This window comes from Pseudomonas sp. NGC7, assembly GCF_047159675.1.
GTDB lineage: Bacteria > Pseudomonadota > Gammaproteobacteria > Pseudomonadales > Pseudomonadaceae > Aquipseudomonas > Aquipseudomonas kermanshahensis.
Genome location: NZ_BAAFZY010000001.1, coordinates 210,238 through 225,421, shown reverse-complemented (window position 1 = coordinate 225,421; position 15,184 = coordinate 210,238). Strand labels below are relative to the sequence as shown.

Here is a 15,184-nt window from a genome sequence, read left to right as displayed (position 1 = left end):
TTTGCCGTCACTCAGGGTGAAGTGGCGGTCAGTTTGGCGATGACGTCGTCAGTGGTGTCGGTGACTTTGACCGATGCCGCGTCGCCCAACTGCAGGTTCTCGAAGGCACGGCCGTCAACATCGACGGCAGACTTGATACCCAGGGAAATTTCGCCGGCGTCTTTGTAAACGTCGTCGCCCTGCGCTTCGTGGGTGTACGGCGCGCTGGTTTCCAGTCACTTTGACCGAGGCCGCATCGCCCAGCTGCAGGTTTTCGAAGGCACGACCATCGATGTCTGCTGCCGACTTCACGCCCAACTCGATTTCACCGGCGTCTTTGTAAACGTCGTCGCCCTGCGCTTCGTGGGTGTAAGGCGCGCTGGTTTCGCCAGCCTTGATAGTCACAACCGCGTTGTTGCTCAGGGTCACGACCAGATCGTGAGCCAGCGCGGTGTTGATGTGAACGGTGAAGGTCGGCTTCACGTTCTCGGCGACCGATACCTGGTCAGCCGTGATCGTCACCTTGACCAACGGTGATGACCGTTTTGCCGTCACTCAGGGTGAAATACAACGGCGCGTGGTTGTCGATCGGCAGACCGTCTTTGTTGGTCAAGGTGACGGTGTAAGTGATCTCGCCGCCTTCGGTGACCGAAGGAGTGGCGGTCAGTTTGGCGATGACGTCGTCAGTGGTATCGGTGACTTTGACCGATGCCGCGTCGCCCAGCTGCAGGTTCTCGAAGGCACGGCCGTCAACATCGACCGCGGACTTGATGCCCAGGCTGATTTCGCCAGCGTCTTTGTAAACGTGCGTCGCCCAGCTGCAGGTTCTCGAAGGCACGGCCGTCAACATCGACCGCGGACTTGATGCCCAGGCTGATTTCGCCAGCGTCTTTGTAAACGTCGTCGCCCTGCGCTTCGTGGGTGTACGGCGCGCTGGTTTCACCCGCTTTGATGGTGACGGTGGCGTTGTTGCTCAAGGTCACGACCAGGTCGTGGGCCAGGGCAGGACCATCTTTGTTGGTCAGGGTGACGGTGTAAGTGATCTCGCCGCCTTCGGTAACCGAAGGGGTGGCGGTCAGCTTGGCGATGACGTCGTCAGTGGTATCAGTCACTTTGACCGACGCTGCGTCGCCCAGCTGCAGGTTCTCGAAGGCACGGCCGTCAACATCGACCGCGGACTTGATGCCCAGGCTGATTTCGCCAGCGTCTTTGTAAACGTCTTCGTGGGTGTACGGCGCGCTGGTTTCACCCGCTTTGATGGTGACGGTGGCGTTGTTGCTCAAGGTCACGACCAGGTCGTGGGCCAGGGCAGTATTGATGTGAACGGTGAAGGTCGGCTTCACGTTCTCGGCGACCGAAACCTGATCAGCCGTGATGGTGACCTTGACCACGTCGCCTTCGTTGCCAGGGGTACCAGGCTCGTCAGTGACAGTGGTGCTGACTGGAGTCTTGTCCAGAACCAGGTTTTCAAACTTCCAGGCGTCAGCACCGCTGACCGCCTGCAGGCTCTGCTCGACCGGTGGGTTAGCGCCGGTGTAGACGTTGTCCGGCGCAGTCACGGTAATCGAACCGGTGGTGCCGTTGGCCGGTACGGTGATGACCGTTTTGCCGTCACTCAGGGTGAAATACAACGGCGCGTGGTTGTCGATCGGCAGACCGTCTTTGTTGGTCAAGGTGACGGTGTAAGTGATCTCGCCGCCTTCGGTGACCGAAGGAGTGGCGGTCAGTTTGGCGATGACGTCGTCAGTGGTATCGGTGACTTTGACCGATGCCGCGTCGCCCAGCTGCAGGTTCTCGAAGGCACGGCCGTCAACATCGACCGCGGACTTGATGCCCAGGCTGATTTCGCCAGCGTCTTTGTAAACGTCGTCGCCCTGCGCTTCGTGGGTGTACGGCGCGCTGGTTTCACCCGCTTTGATGGTGACGGTGGCGTTGTTGCTCAAGGTCACGACCAGGTCGTGGGCCAGGGCAGTGTTGATATGGACGGTGAAGGTCGGTTTAACGTTTTCAGCCACCGAGATTTGATCGGCGGTGATGGTGACCTTGACCACATCACCTTCGTTGCCTGGGGTACCCGGCTCGTCAGTGACAGTGGTGCTGACTGGAGTCTTGTCCAGAACCAGGTTTTCGAACTTCCAGGCGTCAGCGCCGCTGACCGCCTGCAGGCTCTGCTCTACCGGTGGGTTAGCGCCGGTGTAGACGTTGTCCGGGGCGGTCACGGTAACCGAACCGGTGGTGCCGTTGGCTGGTACGGTGATGACCGTTTTGCCGTCACTCAAGGTGAAGTACAACGGCGCGTGGTTATCGATCGGCAAGCCGTCTTTATTGGTCAGGGTGACGGTATAGGTGATCTCGCCGCCTTCGGTGACCGAAGGGGTAGCGGTCAGTTTGGCGATGACGTCGTCAGTGGTATCGGTGACTTTGACCGATGCCGCGTCGCCCAGCTGCAGGTTTTCGAAGGCACGACCATCGACATCGACCGCGGACTTGATACCCAGGGAGATTTCACCGGCATCTTTGTAAACGTCGTCGCCCTGTGCTTCGTGGGTGTACGGCGCGCTGGTTTCACCCGCTTTGATGGTGACGGTGGCGTTGTTGCTCAAGGTCACGACCAGGTCGTGGGCCAGGGCAGTCGTGAGCCAGCGCGGTGTTGATGTGAACGGTGAAGGTCGGCTTCACGTTCTCGGCGACCGATACCTGGTCAGCCGTGATCGTCACCTTGACCAAGTCGCCCTCGTTGCCGGCACCCGGAGTACCCGAGCCAGGCTCGTCAGTAACAGCGGTGCTGACCGGCGTCTTGTCCAGAACCAGGTTTTCGAACTTGCCAACATCCGCGCCGTCGACGGTGGCGATCGATTTGATCACCGCGTCAGGTTCTCGAACTTGCCGACATCCGCGCCATCGACGGTGGCGATCGACTTGATCACCGCGTCGTTGGTACCGACATAAACGTTATCCGGGGCAACCACGGTGGTGAAACCAGTGGTGCTGTTGGCCGGCACGGTGATGACGGTGGTGCCGTCGCTCAGGGTGAAGGTCAGCGCCGAGTGTTTATCGATCGGCAGACCGTCTTTGTTGGTCAGGGTGATGGTGTAGGTGATGCGATCGATTTGATCACCGCATCGTTGGTACCAACGTAAACGTTATCCGGGGCAGCCACGGTGGTGAAACCGCTGGTGCTGTTGGCCGGCACGGTGATGACGGTAGTGCCGTCGCTCAGGGTGAAGGTCAGCGCCGAGTGTTTATCGATCGGCAGACCGTCTTTGTTGGTCAGGGTGATGGTGTAGGTGATTGCACCACTGTCTGCTGCCGACTTCACGCCCAACTCGATTTCGCCGGCGTCTTTGTAGACGTCGTCGCCCTGCGCTTCGTGGGTGTACGGCGCGCTGGTTTCACCGGCTTTGATGGTAACGGTAGCGTTGTTGCTCAGCGTCACGACCAGATCGTGAGCCAGGGCGGTGTTGATGTGGACGGTGAAGGTCGGTTTGACGTTCTCGGCAACCGAGACTTGGTCAGCCGTAATGGTGACTTTGACCAAGTCGCCTTCGTTGCCAGCACCTGGAGTACCCGAGCCCGGCTCGTCGTGCCGTCGCTCAGGGTGAAGGTCAGCGCCGAGTGTTTATCGATCGGCAGACCGTCTTTGTTGGTCAGGGTGATGGTGTAGGTGATTGCACCACCTTCGGTCACCGAAGGCGTCGCAGTCAGCTTGGCCACCACGTCATCCGTGGTATCGGTGACTTTGACCGACGCTGCGTCACCCAGCTGCAGGTTCTCGAAGGTACGACCATCGATGTCTGCTGCCGACTTCACGCCCAACTCGATTTCGCCGGCGTCTTTGTAGACGTCGTCGCCCTGCGCTTCGTGGGTGTACGGCGACCATCTTTGTTGGTCAGGGTGACGGTGTAAGTGATCTCGCCGCCTTCGGTAACCGAAGGGGTGGCGGTCAGCTTGGCGATGACGTCGTCAGTAGTGTCAGTCACTTTGACCGACGCCGCGTCACCCAGCTGCAGGTTTTCGAAGGTACGACCATCGACATCGACCGCGGACTTGATGCCCAACGAGATCTCGCCAGCGTCTTTGTAAACGTCATCGCCCTGTGCTTCGTGGGTGTAAGGCGCGCTGGTTTCGCCCGCTTTGATGGTGACGGTAGCGTTGTTGCTCAAGGTCACGACCAGGTCGTGAGCCAGCGCGGTGTTGATGTGGACGGTGAACGTTGGTTTGACGTTCTCGGCGACGGAAACCTGGTCAGCGGTAATGGTGACTTTGACCACATCACCTTCGTTGCCTGGGGTACCCGGCTCGTCAGTGACAGTGGTGCTGACTGGAGTCTTGTCCAGAACCAGGTTTTCGAACTTCCCGTCAGTGACAGTGGTGCTGACTGGAGTCTTGTCCAGAACCAGGTTTTCGAACTTCCAGGCGTCAGCGCCGCTGACCGCCTGCAGGCTCTGCTCTACCGGTGGGTTAGCGCCGGTGTAGACGTTGTCCGGGGCGGTCACGGTAACCGAACCGGTGGTGCCGTTGGCTGGTACGGTGATGACCGTTTTGCCGTCACTCAAGGTGAAGTACAACGGCGCGTGGTTGTCGATCGGCAGACCATCTTTGTTGGTCAGGGTGACGGGTGGTGAAACCGGTGGTGCTGTTGGCCGGAACCGTGATGACGGTGGTGCCGTCGCTTAGGGTGAAGGTCAGTGCCGAGTGTTTATCGATCGGCAGACCGTCTTTGTTGGTCAGGGTGATGGTGTAAGTGATTGCACCACCTTCGGTAACCGAAGGGGTGGCAGTCAGCTTGGCCACCACGTCGTCGGTGGTGTCAGTCACTTTGACCGAGGCCGCATCGCCCAGCTGCAGGTTTTCGAAGGCACGACCATCGATGTCTGCTGCCGACTTCACGCCCAACTCGATTTCCTTCGTGGGTGTACGGCGCGCTGGTTTCACCCGCTTTGATGGTGACGGTGGCGTTGTTGCTCAAGGTCACGACCAGGTCGTGGGCCAGGGCAGTGTTGATATGGACGGTGAAGGTCGGTTTAACGTTTTCAGCCACCGAGATTTGATCGGCGGTGATGGTGACCTTGACCACATCACCTTCGTTGCCTGGGGTACCCGGCTCGTCAGTGACAGTGGTGCTGACTGGAGTCTTGTCCAGAACCAGGTTTTCGAACTTCCCGGTGTAGACGTTGTCCGGCGCAGTCACGGTAATCGAACCGGTGGTGCCGTTCGCCGGGACGGTGATGACCGTTTTGCCGTCACTCAGGGTGAAGTACAACGGCGCGTGGTTGTCGATCGGCAGACCATCTTTGTTGGTCAGGGTGACGGTGTAAGTGATCTCGCCGCCTTCGGTAACCGAAGGGGTGGCGGTCAGCTTGGCGATGACGTCGTCAGTGGTATCAGTCACTTTGACCGACGCTGCGTCGCCCAGCTGCAGGTTCTCGAAGGCACGGCCGTCAACATCGACCGCGGACTTGATGCCCAGGCTGATTTCGCCGGCGTCTTTGTAAACGTCGTCGCCCTGTGCTTCGTGGGTGTACGGCGCGCTGGTTTCACCCGCTTTGATAGTGACCTGAGCGTTGTTACTCAGGGTCACAACCAGGTCGTGGGTCAGAGCGGTGTTGATGTGGACGGTGAACGTCGGCTTGACGTTCTCAGCAACCGAAACCTGGTCAGCGGTAATGGTGACCTGCACCAAGTCGCCCTGGTTACCGGTACCTGGAGTACCCGAACCCGGTTCGTCCGTCACAGAAGTGGTGACAGTTTCACCACCCAGAGTCAGCTTCTCGAAGCTGTCTGCACCCGAAACCGACTCAAGCTTGTTGGCAATAGCGGCCTGGCCGCCGACGTACACGTCATCGTTAACCGTGATGGTCGCGGTACCAGAGGCACTGTCAGCCGGAATCGTAACTTTTGTGCCGTCGGTCAGGGTGAAGGTCAGTGCCCCGTGCTGAGTGACCGAAAGCCCCTGCGCGTTGGTCAGCGTGACGGTGTAGGTCACCTGGCCGCCTTCCGCCACAGTCGCCTTGTCGACAGTCAAGGTTGCAACGACTTCGCTGATGGTGTCCGAAATCTCGACGGTAGCGGGACCACCGATGGCCAGATGCTCGAAGGTTGCACCCGAAACAGTGGCATCGGTGACGCTCAGTGTCACGGAGCCCGCGTCCTTGATGACGTCATCGCCCTGAGCCGGGGTCTTGTACTCGACTTCGGTCTTGCCGGCCTCAATGGTGACGGTTTCGCCATTCGACAGGGTCACGGTCAGCGGACGGTCCAGCGCCTGGCTCACTTTGATCGTGAAGGATGGTTGCTGGTCTTCAGTGACATTACCGTTGCTGACGATGCTTACGGTGACGGTATCGACACTGTCATTGATTACAGTGGACGCTGGTGTTGGGTTCGGCGTGAGTTGCTCGAAGTTGCCGCCAGTAGCGTCCTTGATCGTGACACTTACGGTCGAGCCGTTGCTGTAGACGTCGTTGGCCGGAGTCTGGAAATCAACGCTGCCTTGAGTCTTGCCGGCTTCAACGGTGATGGTCTGGCCATTGGACAGAGTCACGGTGACCGGAGTCTGGGCAGGATTGCTCAGGGTCACGGTGTAGGTGATCACGCCACCTTCGGTGACCGACGGATTGGCAGTTAGGGTCGCGGTAGTGACGTCTACCGAATCATTGATCGTGGTTTGAGCCGGGGTCGGGTTCGGTGTCAGTTGCTCGAAGTTACCGCCAGTAGCGCCGGTAATGGTGGTGCTAACGGTCGAGCCGTTGTTGTAGACGTCGTTGGCCGGCGTTTGGAAATCAACGCTGCCCTGGGTCTTCCCAGCTTCAACAGTGATGGTCTGGCCATTGGACAGGGTCACGGTGACCGGCGTCTGGGCAGGATTGCTCAGGGTCACGGTGTAGGTGATCACGCCACCTTCGGTGACCGACGGATTGGCAGTCAGGGTCGCGGTGGTGACGTCTACCGAGTCATTGATCGTGGTCTGCGCCGGGGTCGGGTTCGGTGTCAGTTGCTCGAAGTTACCGCCAGTAGCGCCGGTAATGGTGGTGCTAACGGTCGAGCCGTTGTTGTAGACGTCATTGGCCGGGGTCTGGAAATCAACGCTGCCCTGGGTTTTGCCCGCTTCGACGGTGATGGTCTGGCCGTTCGACAGGGTCACGGTTACCGGAGTCTGGGCAGGGTTGCTCAGGGTCACGGTGTAGGTGATCACGCCGCCTTCGGTGACTGACGGATTGGCAGTCAGGGTCGCGGTAGTGACATCTACCGAATCATTGATCGTGGTTTGAGCCGGGGTCGGGTTCGGCGTCAGTTGCTCGAAGTTACCGCCAGTAGCGCCGGTAATGGTGGTGCTAACGGTCGAGCCGTTGTTGTAGACGTCGTTGGCCGGCGTTTGGAAATCAACGCTGCCCTGGGTTTTGCCCGCTTCGACGGTGATGGTCTGGCCGTTCGACAGAGTAACGGTCACAGGCGTCTGGGCAGGGTTGCTCAGGGTCACGGTGTAGGTGATCACGCCGCCTTCGGTGACTGACGGATTGGCAGTCAGGGTCGCGGTGGTGACGTCTACCGAGTCATTGATCGTGGTTTGAGCCGGGGTCGGGTTCGGCGTCAGCTGCTCGAAGTTACCACCAGTGGCACCGGTGATGGTGGTGCTGACGGTCGAGCCGTTGTTGTAGACGTCGTTGGCCGGGGTCTGGAAATCAACGCTGCCCTGGGTCTTGCCCGCTTCAACGGTGATGGTCTGGCCGTTCGACAGGGTCACGGTTACCGGCGTCTGGGCAGGGTTGCTCAGGGTCACGGTGTAGGTGATCACGCCGCCTTCGGTGACTGACGGATTGGCAGTCAGGGTCGCGGTAGTGACGTCTACCGAATCATTGATCGTGGTTTGAGCCGGGGTCGGGTTCGGCGTCAGTTGCTCGAAGTTACCGCCGGTGGCACCGGTGATGGTGGTGCTAACGGTCGAGCCGTTGTTGTAGACGTCGTTGGCCGGGGTTTGGAAATCAACGCTGCCCTGGGTTTTGCCCGCTTCGACGGTGATGGTCTGGCCGTTCGACAGAGTAACGGTCACCGGCGTCTGGGCAGGGTTGCTCAGCGTCACGGTGTAGGTGATTACGCCGCCTTCGGTGACTGACGGATTGGCAGTCAGGGTCGCGGTAGTGACATCAACCGAATCATTGATCGTGGTCTGAGCCGGGGTCGGGTTCGGCGTCAGCTGCTCGAAGTTACCGCCGGTGGCACCGGTGATAGTGGTGCTAACGGTCGAGCCGTTGTTGTAGACGTCGTTGGCCGAAGTCTGGAAATCAACGCTGCCCTGGGTTTTGCCCGCTTCGACGGTGATGGTCTGGCCGTTCGACAGAGTAACGGTCACCGGCGTCTGGGCAGGGTTGCTCAGGGTCACGGTGTAGGTGATTACGCCGCCTTCGGTGACCGACGGATTGGCAGTCAGTGTCGCGGTGGTGACGTCTACCGAGTCATTGATCGTGGTCTGAGCCGGGGTCGGATTCGGCGTCAGCTGCTCGAAGTTACCGCCAGTGGCACCGGTGATGGTGGTGCTGACGGTCGAGCCGTTGTTGTAGACGTCGTTGGCCGGGGTCTGGAAATCAACGCTGCCCTGGGTCTTGCCCGCTTCAACGGTGATGGTCTGGCCGTTCGACAGGGTCACGGTTACCGGCGTCTGAGCAGGATTGCTCAGGGTCACGGTGTAGGTGATCACGCCGCCTTCGGTGACCGACGGATTGGCAGTCAGGGTCGCGGTAGTGACGTCTACCGAGTCATTGATCGTGGTCTGAGCCGGGGTCGGATTCGGCGTCAGCTGCTCGAAGTTGCCGCCAGTGGCACCGGTGATGGTGGTGCTAACGGTCGAGCCATTGTTGTAAACGTCATTGGCCGGCGTCTGGAAATCAACACTGCCCTGGCTCTTGCCAGGCTCAATGGTGATCGTCTGGCCATTGGACAGGATCACGGTAACCGGCGTCTGGGCAGGGTTGCTCAGGGTCACGGTGTAGGTGATCACGCCGCCTTCGGTCACCGAAGGGGTGGCGGTCAAGGTCGCCGTGGTGGTGTCGATGGTATCGGTAATCTGCGTAACCGCCGGTGTTTGCGGCAGGGTCACGATCAGACCGTTACCACCGGTGGTGCCGGTTACGGTGGTCGAAATCTGACCACCGTCGATGTACGGCGTGTCATTGGCCGGGATGGTGACGTTGACGCTACCGCTGGTCTGCCCTGCCGGAATGACGATCACTGCGCCGTTGGCCAGGGTGACGATCAGGTTGGACGTCGGCGCCTGGCCAACTGTCGCGGTGTAAACGATTACGCCACCCGCTTCGGTGATGGAAGGGGTGGCGTTGAGTACAAGGGCGGTGGAGACGTTGGTCTCCGTTGTGGGCGGAATGACCTGGTTGTTGTTGCTGGTGTCCACCGCGCCAACGTCTTCATTGTCCAGCGCTGCGGCAAAGCCCAACGGGCCGGTCGGGAAGCCGATGCTCGGGTCGACCCGGCCTGCGGTCTCCTCAAGCATGACGAAGCTGTGGCCACCGCCCAGCGCACCGCCACCGCCCGCCGCTGCCGGGCCTGCTGCGGTAGCTTCAAGCTCGGTGGTCGGGTCGACACCCGCGGCGATCGCCTGCTGCAGCTCTTCCACCGACGGTGCAGCCTGCGCAGTGGCCTGGCTCAGGTCAGCGCTGCTGTAAGGCGCATCCGCGCTCCACTGGCTGTCACGGCCCAGGTCGAGCATACGGCCGTCGGCCAACTCGAGGGTTACCGCGCCGCCTGGGCCGGTGAGGACTTCCTCACCCGCCAACAGGCGGTCACCTTCGATGAGTACACGCCGGATGCCCTCTGGGGATACCGCAATAACCTGGCCGACAATGCTTTTGACGATGGCTACAACGCTGCTCATTGGACTCTCCGTGTGACCCGATTGGGGTACTTCCCTGCCAGAGCGGCGCTCTTTAAAGCCACTTCAGGCGGAACTGTGTAGATTGATGTGTTGACGATTTTTGACGTCAAAATTCCGTCTATAACTGTTTGGAATTAACTATCTGCCAAACTATTGACCTTATACTCGCCATCCTAAACAATCGGCAATGTAATGTCACATTGATATTTGCACCTTTGCCACCCCTTCCTTTAGTACTAATCCAGTGCCCGTCGGAAGTTCGCTCATCGGTCAGATCAGGTGCCATTTTCCAGGCCCTGAAAACCTCAACCGTGATTCAGGACAACTGCGCCTTCGGGAACCCGCCAAAAATGCGTGCGTCACTGTTTACCGTTCTTCCCATCACCCTAGCCGCCACGTTCGTACAAGCACAATCCTTGCCCGAAGCCATGCAAACAGCCCTTGAGCGACACCCGGAAATCCAGGCCGGCGTGAATGCTCGCGTGGCCGCGGATTACCAGCTGCGCGCGGCCAAGGGCGGCTACTTGCCGAGGGTCGATGTAACGGCGGGCTATGGGCGCGAAGGTACCGATAGCCCGAGCACCGGTAACCGCTGGGACACACTGAACAGAGGTGAGTCAGCAATCCGTCTTCGCCAAATGGTTTTTGACGGTTTTGCCACGTCAAACGAAGTCGAACGTCAACAAGCCACCGCCAACGCCCGGGCCTACTCCCTGATGGGCACCTCCGAGCGCACCGCACTCGACGTCGCCCAGGTGTATCTGGATGTGCTGTCGCGGCGCGAGATGGTGCGCCTGGCCGAAGACAACCTGAGCAACCACGAACGTATTCTGGATCAGATCAAACTGCGCACCAGCCGCGGCGTCGGCCGCCTGGCTGACCTGGACCAGGCCGAGGCACGCCTGGCGCAGGCGCAAAACAACTTGATCACTGAGAAGACCAACCTGGCCGATGCCAGCACCAATTACCTCAGCGTCGTCGGCCAGATGCCCGATGAATTGAGCGCACCGGCGCCGTTCATCGACCTGCTGCCGGCCACGCTGGAGGAAGCCCGCACACAGTTGGTAGAAAGCAGCCCGGTGCTGCGCTCGGCCGAATCGGACGTTGCCGCCGCAGAAAAACAGTACGAGGCCGCAAAGTCGTCCTTCTACCCGCGTTTCGATGCAGAACTCGGACGAACGGCGGATAACAATATCGACGGCACAGCAGGCCATAACAACGAATGGCAGGCTATGCTGCGAATGAACTTCAACCTGTATGCTGGCGGCAGCAACAAGGCAGACCTGGAGTCCAAGTCGTACCTGTCCAACCAGGCGCTGGATATCCGCAACAATGCCTTGCGTCAGCTCAATGAAGAGTTGGGCCTGGCATGGAATGCTCAGGAGAACGCCAACGCCCAGTTGCCGATCGCCCAGCAGTACGTCGATCACAGCAACCGTGTGCGCAGCGCCTACCAACAGCAATTCAGCCTGGGCGAGCGAACCCTGCTCGACTTGCTCGACAGCGAGAATGAAACCTTCACTGCCCAGCGTCGCCTGGTGGAAGTGAAGAACATACAATTGTTTACTCAGTATCGAATCAAGGCGACCATTGGCCAACTGCTCAAGAGTCAGGGTGTCGTAGCCCCGATGGCCACCATTGTGCAGAACGATCTGAAACCAAGGGTGAGCCTGCCAGGCCTGAACTGAAGCGCACCCTGCCCCACCCACCGCAAGGATGAAGAGAGCGCCGCGTGGAATCCGAAGTCAGTCGAGTCCAACTCAGCCACGATCCACGCAGTCAGCATGACGATCCCTTGCTGGATAGTCTGCTGAGCCTGTGTGTCCTGCACCAGAAACCTGCAAGCCGGGTCATGCTGACCACCGGCCTGCCGCTGCCCGCGCAGCGCCTGAGCCCCGAGCTGCTGCCCCGTGCGGCGGCCAGGGCCGGCCTGCAGGGGCGGCTGCTGCAGCGTAAACTGGAGCAGATCCCCAGTATCGCAATGCCTGCCATGCTGTTGCTCAAGGAAGGCCGCAGCGCCGTCCTGCTGGGCTGGGAGAATGAAGACACCGCACGCCTGCTGCTCAGCGAGAGCGATGGTGGCGAGGTGCACGTCAGCCGCGAAGCGCTGCTCAGTGACTACAGCGGGCGTGTGTTCTTCGCCCAGCCGCAGCACAAGTTCGACGTCAACCACGGCAACCTCATCCCGCGCGCGAAATCCTGGTTCCGCGACACCTTGCTGCGCAGCAAATGGCTGTATATCGACGCCATCGCTGCCAGCCTGGTGATCAACCTGATCGCCTTGGCAGCGCCGCTGTTCGTCATGAACGTGTATGACCGGGTGGTGCCCAACCAGGCGACCTCGACCCTTTGGGTACTGGCCGTCGGCATCGCCGGGGCCTACTTCTTCGACCTGATCCTCAAGGGCCTGCGCGGCCTCTGCCTGGACTTGGCCGGCAAGAAGACCGACCTGATCATCTCGGCGACCTTGTTCGAACGCATTGTCGGGATGTCGATGAAGTACCGCCCGGCGCGGGTCGGCAGCTTTGCCCAAAACATTCATGAGTTCCAGGGTTTACGCGACTTCCTCGCCTCTTTGACCCTGACCAGCCTGATCGACCTGCCGTTCACGCTGCTGATCCTGATCGTCATCGCCATCATTGGCGGGCACCTGGTGTGGATCCCGGTCATCGCCTTCCCGCTGGCCCTGGGCATCGGTTACGCCCTGCAACGGCCGCTGATGGCGACCATGGAGCGGACCATGGCCCTGGCCTCGGAACGCCAGTCGAGCCTGATCGAGACCCTGGCAGGCCTGGATGCGGTCAAGGTCAACAACGCTGAAAGCGAGCGCCAGTACATGTGGGAACAGACGCTCGGCACCCTCAGCCGTCTGGAACTGCGCGTGAAGGTGCTGTCGAGCCTGGCGATGAACATCACCCTGCTGATCCAGCAACTGGCTGGCGTGGCGATGATTTGCGTCGGTGTCTACATGATCATCGACGGCAACCTGAGCATGGGTGGTCTGGTCGCCTGTTACATGCTCAGCGGCCGTGCCCTTGGCCCGCTGGGGCAGCTCAATGGTTTGCTGGCCCGCTATCAGCAGGCCAAGGTGACCATGGTCTCCACCGACCACATGATGGAGCTGCCGCAGGAACGCAACTTCGAAGAACGCCCACTGAGCCGCCGGGTGCTGCAGGGCAGCATCGAGTTCCGTGGGGTGGACTTCACCTACCCTAACCAGCAGAACCTGGCCCTCAAGAACATCAACCTGACCATTCGCCCCGGCGAGAAGGTGGGCATCATTGGCCGTAGCGGTTCGGGCAAGAGCTCGTTGGCCAAGCTGATCGTTGGCCTGTATGAATCCGACGGCGGATCGCTGCTGGTCGATGGCGTGGATATCCGCCAGATCGACGTCAGCGAGCTACGCCACAATATCGGCTACGTGCCCCAGGACATCCAGCTGATGGCCGGCACCCTGCGCGACAACCTGGTCAGCGGCGCCCGCTACATCGAAGACGAAATGATCCTGCAGGCCGCAGAGCTGGCAGGTGTTCATGAGTTTGCCAGGCTGCACCCTGACGGCTATGAGCTGCAGGTGGGCGAGCGCGGCCAGAACCTCTCCGGCGGCCAGCGGCAGAACGTCGCCCTGGGCCGTGCATTGCTGCTCAACCCACAGATCCTGCTGCTCGACGAACCGACCAGCGCCATGGACAACACCGGTGAAGAGCGCCTCAAGCAGCGCCTGCAGGCGGTCATCGAAAACAAGACGGTGCTGCTGGTGACCCACCGCGCCTCGTTGCTGTCGCTGGTGGACCGGCTGATCGTGATCGATCGCGGGCAGATTGTCGCCGACGGCCCGAAAGCCGCGGTCATGGATGCGCTGAAGAAGGGGCAGATCAGTGTTGCATAAGCTCGATATGGGGCAATTCAAGGATGGCCTGCGGCGCTACTTCAAAGGCTCCGACTCGCTTGGCGGGCAGCCACTGCCTGAGGTCAACAAGGCGCTGATCGAGGACGCGCCACGGGTGGTTCGCCTGACCATCTGGGGTGTGATCGCGTTTTTCGTGTTCATGATCGTCTGGGCCAGCGTCGCGCCGATCGATGAGGTCACGCGCGGCGAAGGCAAGGCCATTCCGTCCTCCAAGGTGCAGAAGATCCAGAACCTTGAGGGCGGCATCATCGCCGAGATCTATGCCAAGGAAGGGCAAATCGTCGAAGTCGGCCAGCCCTTGCTGCGCCTGGACGAAACCCGCTTCGCCTCCAACGTCGGTGAAACCGAGGCCGACCGCCTGGCCATGGCGCTGCGGGTCGAACGCCTGAGTGCCGAGGTCGAAGACCGCCCGCTGAAAATCGATGAAGAGCTGCGCAAGGCAGCGCCCAACCAGGCAGCCAACGAAGAGTCGCTGTACCTGAGCCGGCGCCAGCAACTGCAGGACGAAATCGGCGGCCTGCAGCAGCAGTTGGTACAGCGCCAGCAAGAGCTGCGCGAGTACACCTCCAAGCGCGCCCAGTACGCCAACAGCCTGCAACTGCTGCGTCAGGAAATCGCGATGTCCGAGCCGCTGGTGGCCCAGGGCGCGATTTCCCAGGTCGAAGTGCTGCGCCTGCGCCGTGCCGAAGTGGAGAACCGTGGCCAGATGGACTCCACCGCGCTGGCCATCCCGCGCGCCGAGGCGGCCATCCGCGAAGTGCAGAGCAAGGTCGAGGAGACCCGCGGCAAGTTCCGTAGCGAGGCGCTGACCCAGCTCAACGAGGCCCGCACCGAGCTCAACAAGGCCACTGCCACCAGCAAGGCGTTGGATGACCGGGTACACCGCACCATGGTCACCTCGCCGGTACGCGGTATCGTCAAGCAGCTGCTGGTCAACACCATCGGCGGGGTCATCCAGCCGGGTAGCGACATCGTCGAAGTGGTGCCGCTGGACGACACGCTGGTCATCGAGGCGAAAATCCTGCCCAAGGACATTGCCTTCCTGCACCCTGGGCAGGAGGCGACCGTCAAGTTCACCGCCTATGACTACACCATCTACGGTGGCCTGAAGGCCAAGCTGGAACAGATCGGTGCCGACACCATCACCGATGAAGACAAGAAGACCACGTACTACCTGATCAAGTTGCGCACCGACCGCAGCCACTTGGGCACCGACGAGAAGCCGCTGCTGATCATCCCCGGGATGGTGGCGACGGTGGATATCATGACCGGCAAGAAGACCATCATGAGCTACTTGCTCAAGCCGATCATGAAGGCGCGGTCGGAAGCCTTGCGCGAGCGTTGAGTTTTACGCAATCCCGGTAGGAGCAGCCTTGTGCTGCGAAGAGGCCAGTGGCAGTACCGAGAATCTT

General features: G+C 60.5%; 13 protein-coding genes. 3 read left to right on the top strand and 10 right to left on the bottom strand.

Going from position 1 to position 15,184, the window contains the following annotated elements; genetic code table 11:
* Positions 1 to 11 precede the first annotated feature (11 nt).
* The 10 genes from ACMCNM_RS01075 to ACMCNM_RS01030 form a co-directional block, all read right to left on the bottom strand.
* Entirely contained in the window at positions 12 to 215 is a 204-nt protein-coding gene (locus tag ACMCNM_RS01075) for an immunoglobulin-like domain-containing protein (protein WP_412765895.1), read from the bottom strand.
* 269 nt (positions 216 to 484) lie between these two features.
* A complete protein-coding gene (locus tag ACMCNM_RS01070) occupies positions 485 to 817 on the bottom strand; it encodes an immunoglobulin-like domain-containing protein (RefSeq protein ID WP_412763806.1) in 333 nt (110 codons plus the stop codon).
* Entirely contained in the window at positions 729 to 2,588 is a 1,860-nt protein-coding gene (locus tag ACMCNM_RS01065; RefSeq protein ID WP_412763805.1) for an immunoglobulin-like domain-containing protein, read from the bottom strand. Before ACMCNM_RS01065 ends, ACMCNM_RS01070 begins: the two co-directional genes overlap by 89 nt.
* The gene (locus ACMCNM_RS01060; protein WP_412763804.1) at positions 2,545 to 2,844 is read right to left on the bottom strand and encodes a hypothetical protein; all 300 of its coding nucleotides are present in this window, start codon (positions 2,842 to 2,844) and stop codon (positions 2,545 to 2,547) included. Before ACMCNM_RS01060 ends, ACMCNM_RS01065 begins: the two co-directional genes overlap by 44 nt.
* Entirely contained in the window at positions 2,841 to 3,038 is a 198-nt protein-coding gene (locus ACMCNM_RS01055; protein ID WP_412765894.1) for an immunoglobulin-like domain-containing protein, read from the bottom strand. Before ACMCNM_RS01055 ends, ACMCNM_RS01060 begins: the two co-directional genes overlap by 4 nt.
* Before the next feature lie 20 nt (positions 3,039 to 3,058).
* A complete protein-coding gene (locus ACMCNM_RS01050; RefSeq protein WP_412763803.1) occupies positions 3,059 to 3,517 on the bottom strand; it encodes an immunoglobulin-like domain-containing protein in 459 nt (152 codons plus the stop codon).
* Complete coding sequence (locus ACMCNM_RS01045) at positions 3,412 to 3,789, bottom strand: immunoglobulin-like domain-containing protein (RefSeq protein ID WP_412763802.1); 378 nt, start codon at positions 3,787 to 3,789, stop codon at positions 3,412 to 3,414. The genes ACMCNM_RS01050 and ACMCNM_RS01045 overlap by 106 nt, the downstream gene beginning before the upstream one ends.
* Positions 3,786 to 4,535 carry an immunoglobulin-like domain-containing protein gene (locus ACMCNM_RS01040; protein WP_412763801.1) on the bottom strand — a complete coding sequence of 250 codons (750 nt, stop codon included), beginning with the start codon at positions 4,533 to 4,535 and terminating at the stop codon, positions 3,786 to 3,788. Before ACMCNM_RS01040 ends, ACMCNM_RS01045 begins: the two co-directional genes overlap by 4 nt.
* Positions 4,528 to 4,869, bottom strand: a complete 342-nt coding sequence (locus tag ACMCNM_RS01035; protein WP_412763800.1) for an immunoglobulin-like domain-containing protein — start codon at positions 4,867 to 4,869, stop codon at positions 4,528 to 4,530. Before ACMCNM_RS01035 ends, ACMCNM_RS01040 begins: the two co-directional genes overlap by 8 nt.
* A complete protein-coding gene (locus ACMCNM_RS01030) occupies positions 4,790 to 9,862 on the bottom strand; it encodes a retention module-containing protein (protein WP_412763799.1) in 5,073 nt (1,690 codons plus the stop codon). Before ACMCNM_RS01030 ends, ACMCNM_RS01035 begins: the two co-directional genes overlap by 80 nt.
* 350 nt (positions 9,863 to 10,212) lie before the next feature.
* Between ACMCNM_RS01030 and ACMCNM_RS01025 the strand changes: the two genes are divergently transcribed.
* Genes ACMCNM_RS01025 through ACMCNM_RS01015 form a run of 3 tightly spaced genes read left to right on the top strand, consistent with a single transcriptional unit; the run spans position 10,213 to position 15,117 of the window.
* A complete protein-coding gene (locus ACMCNM_RS01025) occupies positions 10,213 to 11,550 on the top strand; it encodes a TolC family outer membrane protein (RefSeq protein WP_412763798.1) in 1,338 nt (445 codons plus the stop codon).
* A 44-nt stretch (positions 11,551 to 11,594) separates the two neighbouring features.
* Entirely contained in the window at positions 11,595 to 13,751 is a 2,157-nt protein-coding gene (locus tag ACMCNM_RS01020; protein WP_027595480.1) for a type I secretion system permease/ATPase, read from the top strand.
* Positions 13,752 to 13,758: 7 nt separating this feature from the next.
* Complete coding sequence (locus tag ACMCNM_RS01015) at positions 13,759 to 15,117, top strand: HlyD family type I secretion periplasmic adaptor subunit (protein ID WP_186683338.1); 1,359 nt, start codon at positions 13,759 to 13,761, stop codon at positions 15,115 to 15,117.
* Positions 15,118 to 15,184 lie beyond the last annotated feature (67 nt).

Bases quoted from the DNA above. Each gene is read 5' to 3' on its own strand.
- ACMCNM_RS01025 (WP_412763798.1), top strand. From the start codon at position 10,213: ATGCGTGCGTCACTGTTTACCGTTCTTCCCATCACCCTAGCCGCCACG.
- ACMCNM_RS01015 (WP_186683338.1), top strand. From the start codon at position 13,759: ATGGGGCAATTCAAGGATGGCCTGCGGCGCTACTTCAAAGGCTCCGAC.
- ACMCNM_RS01030 (WP_412763799.1), bottom strand. From the start codon at position 9,862: ATGAGCAGCGTTGTAGCCATCGTCAAAAGCATTGTCGGCCAGGTTATT.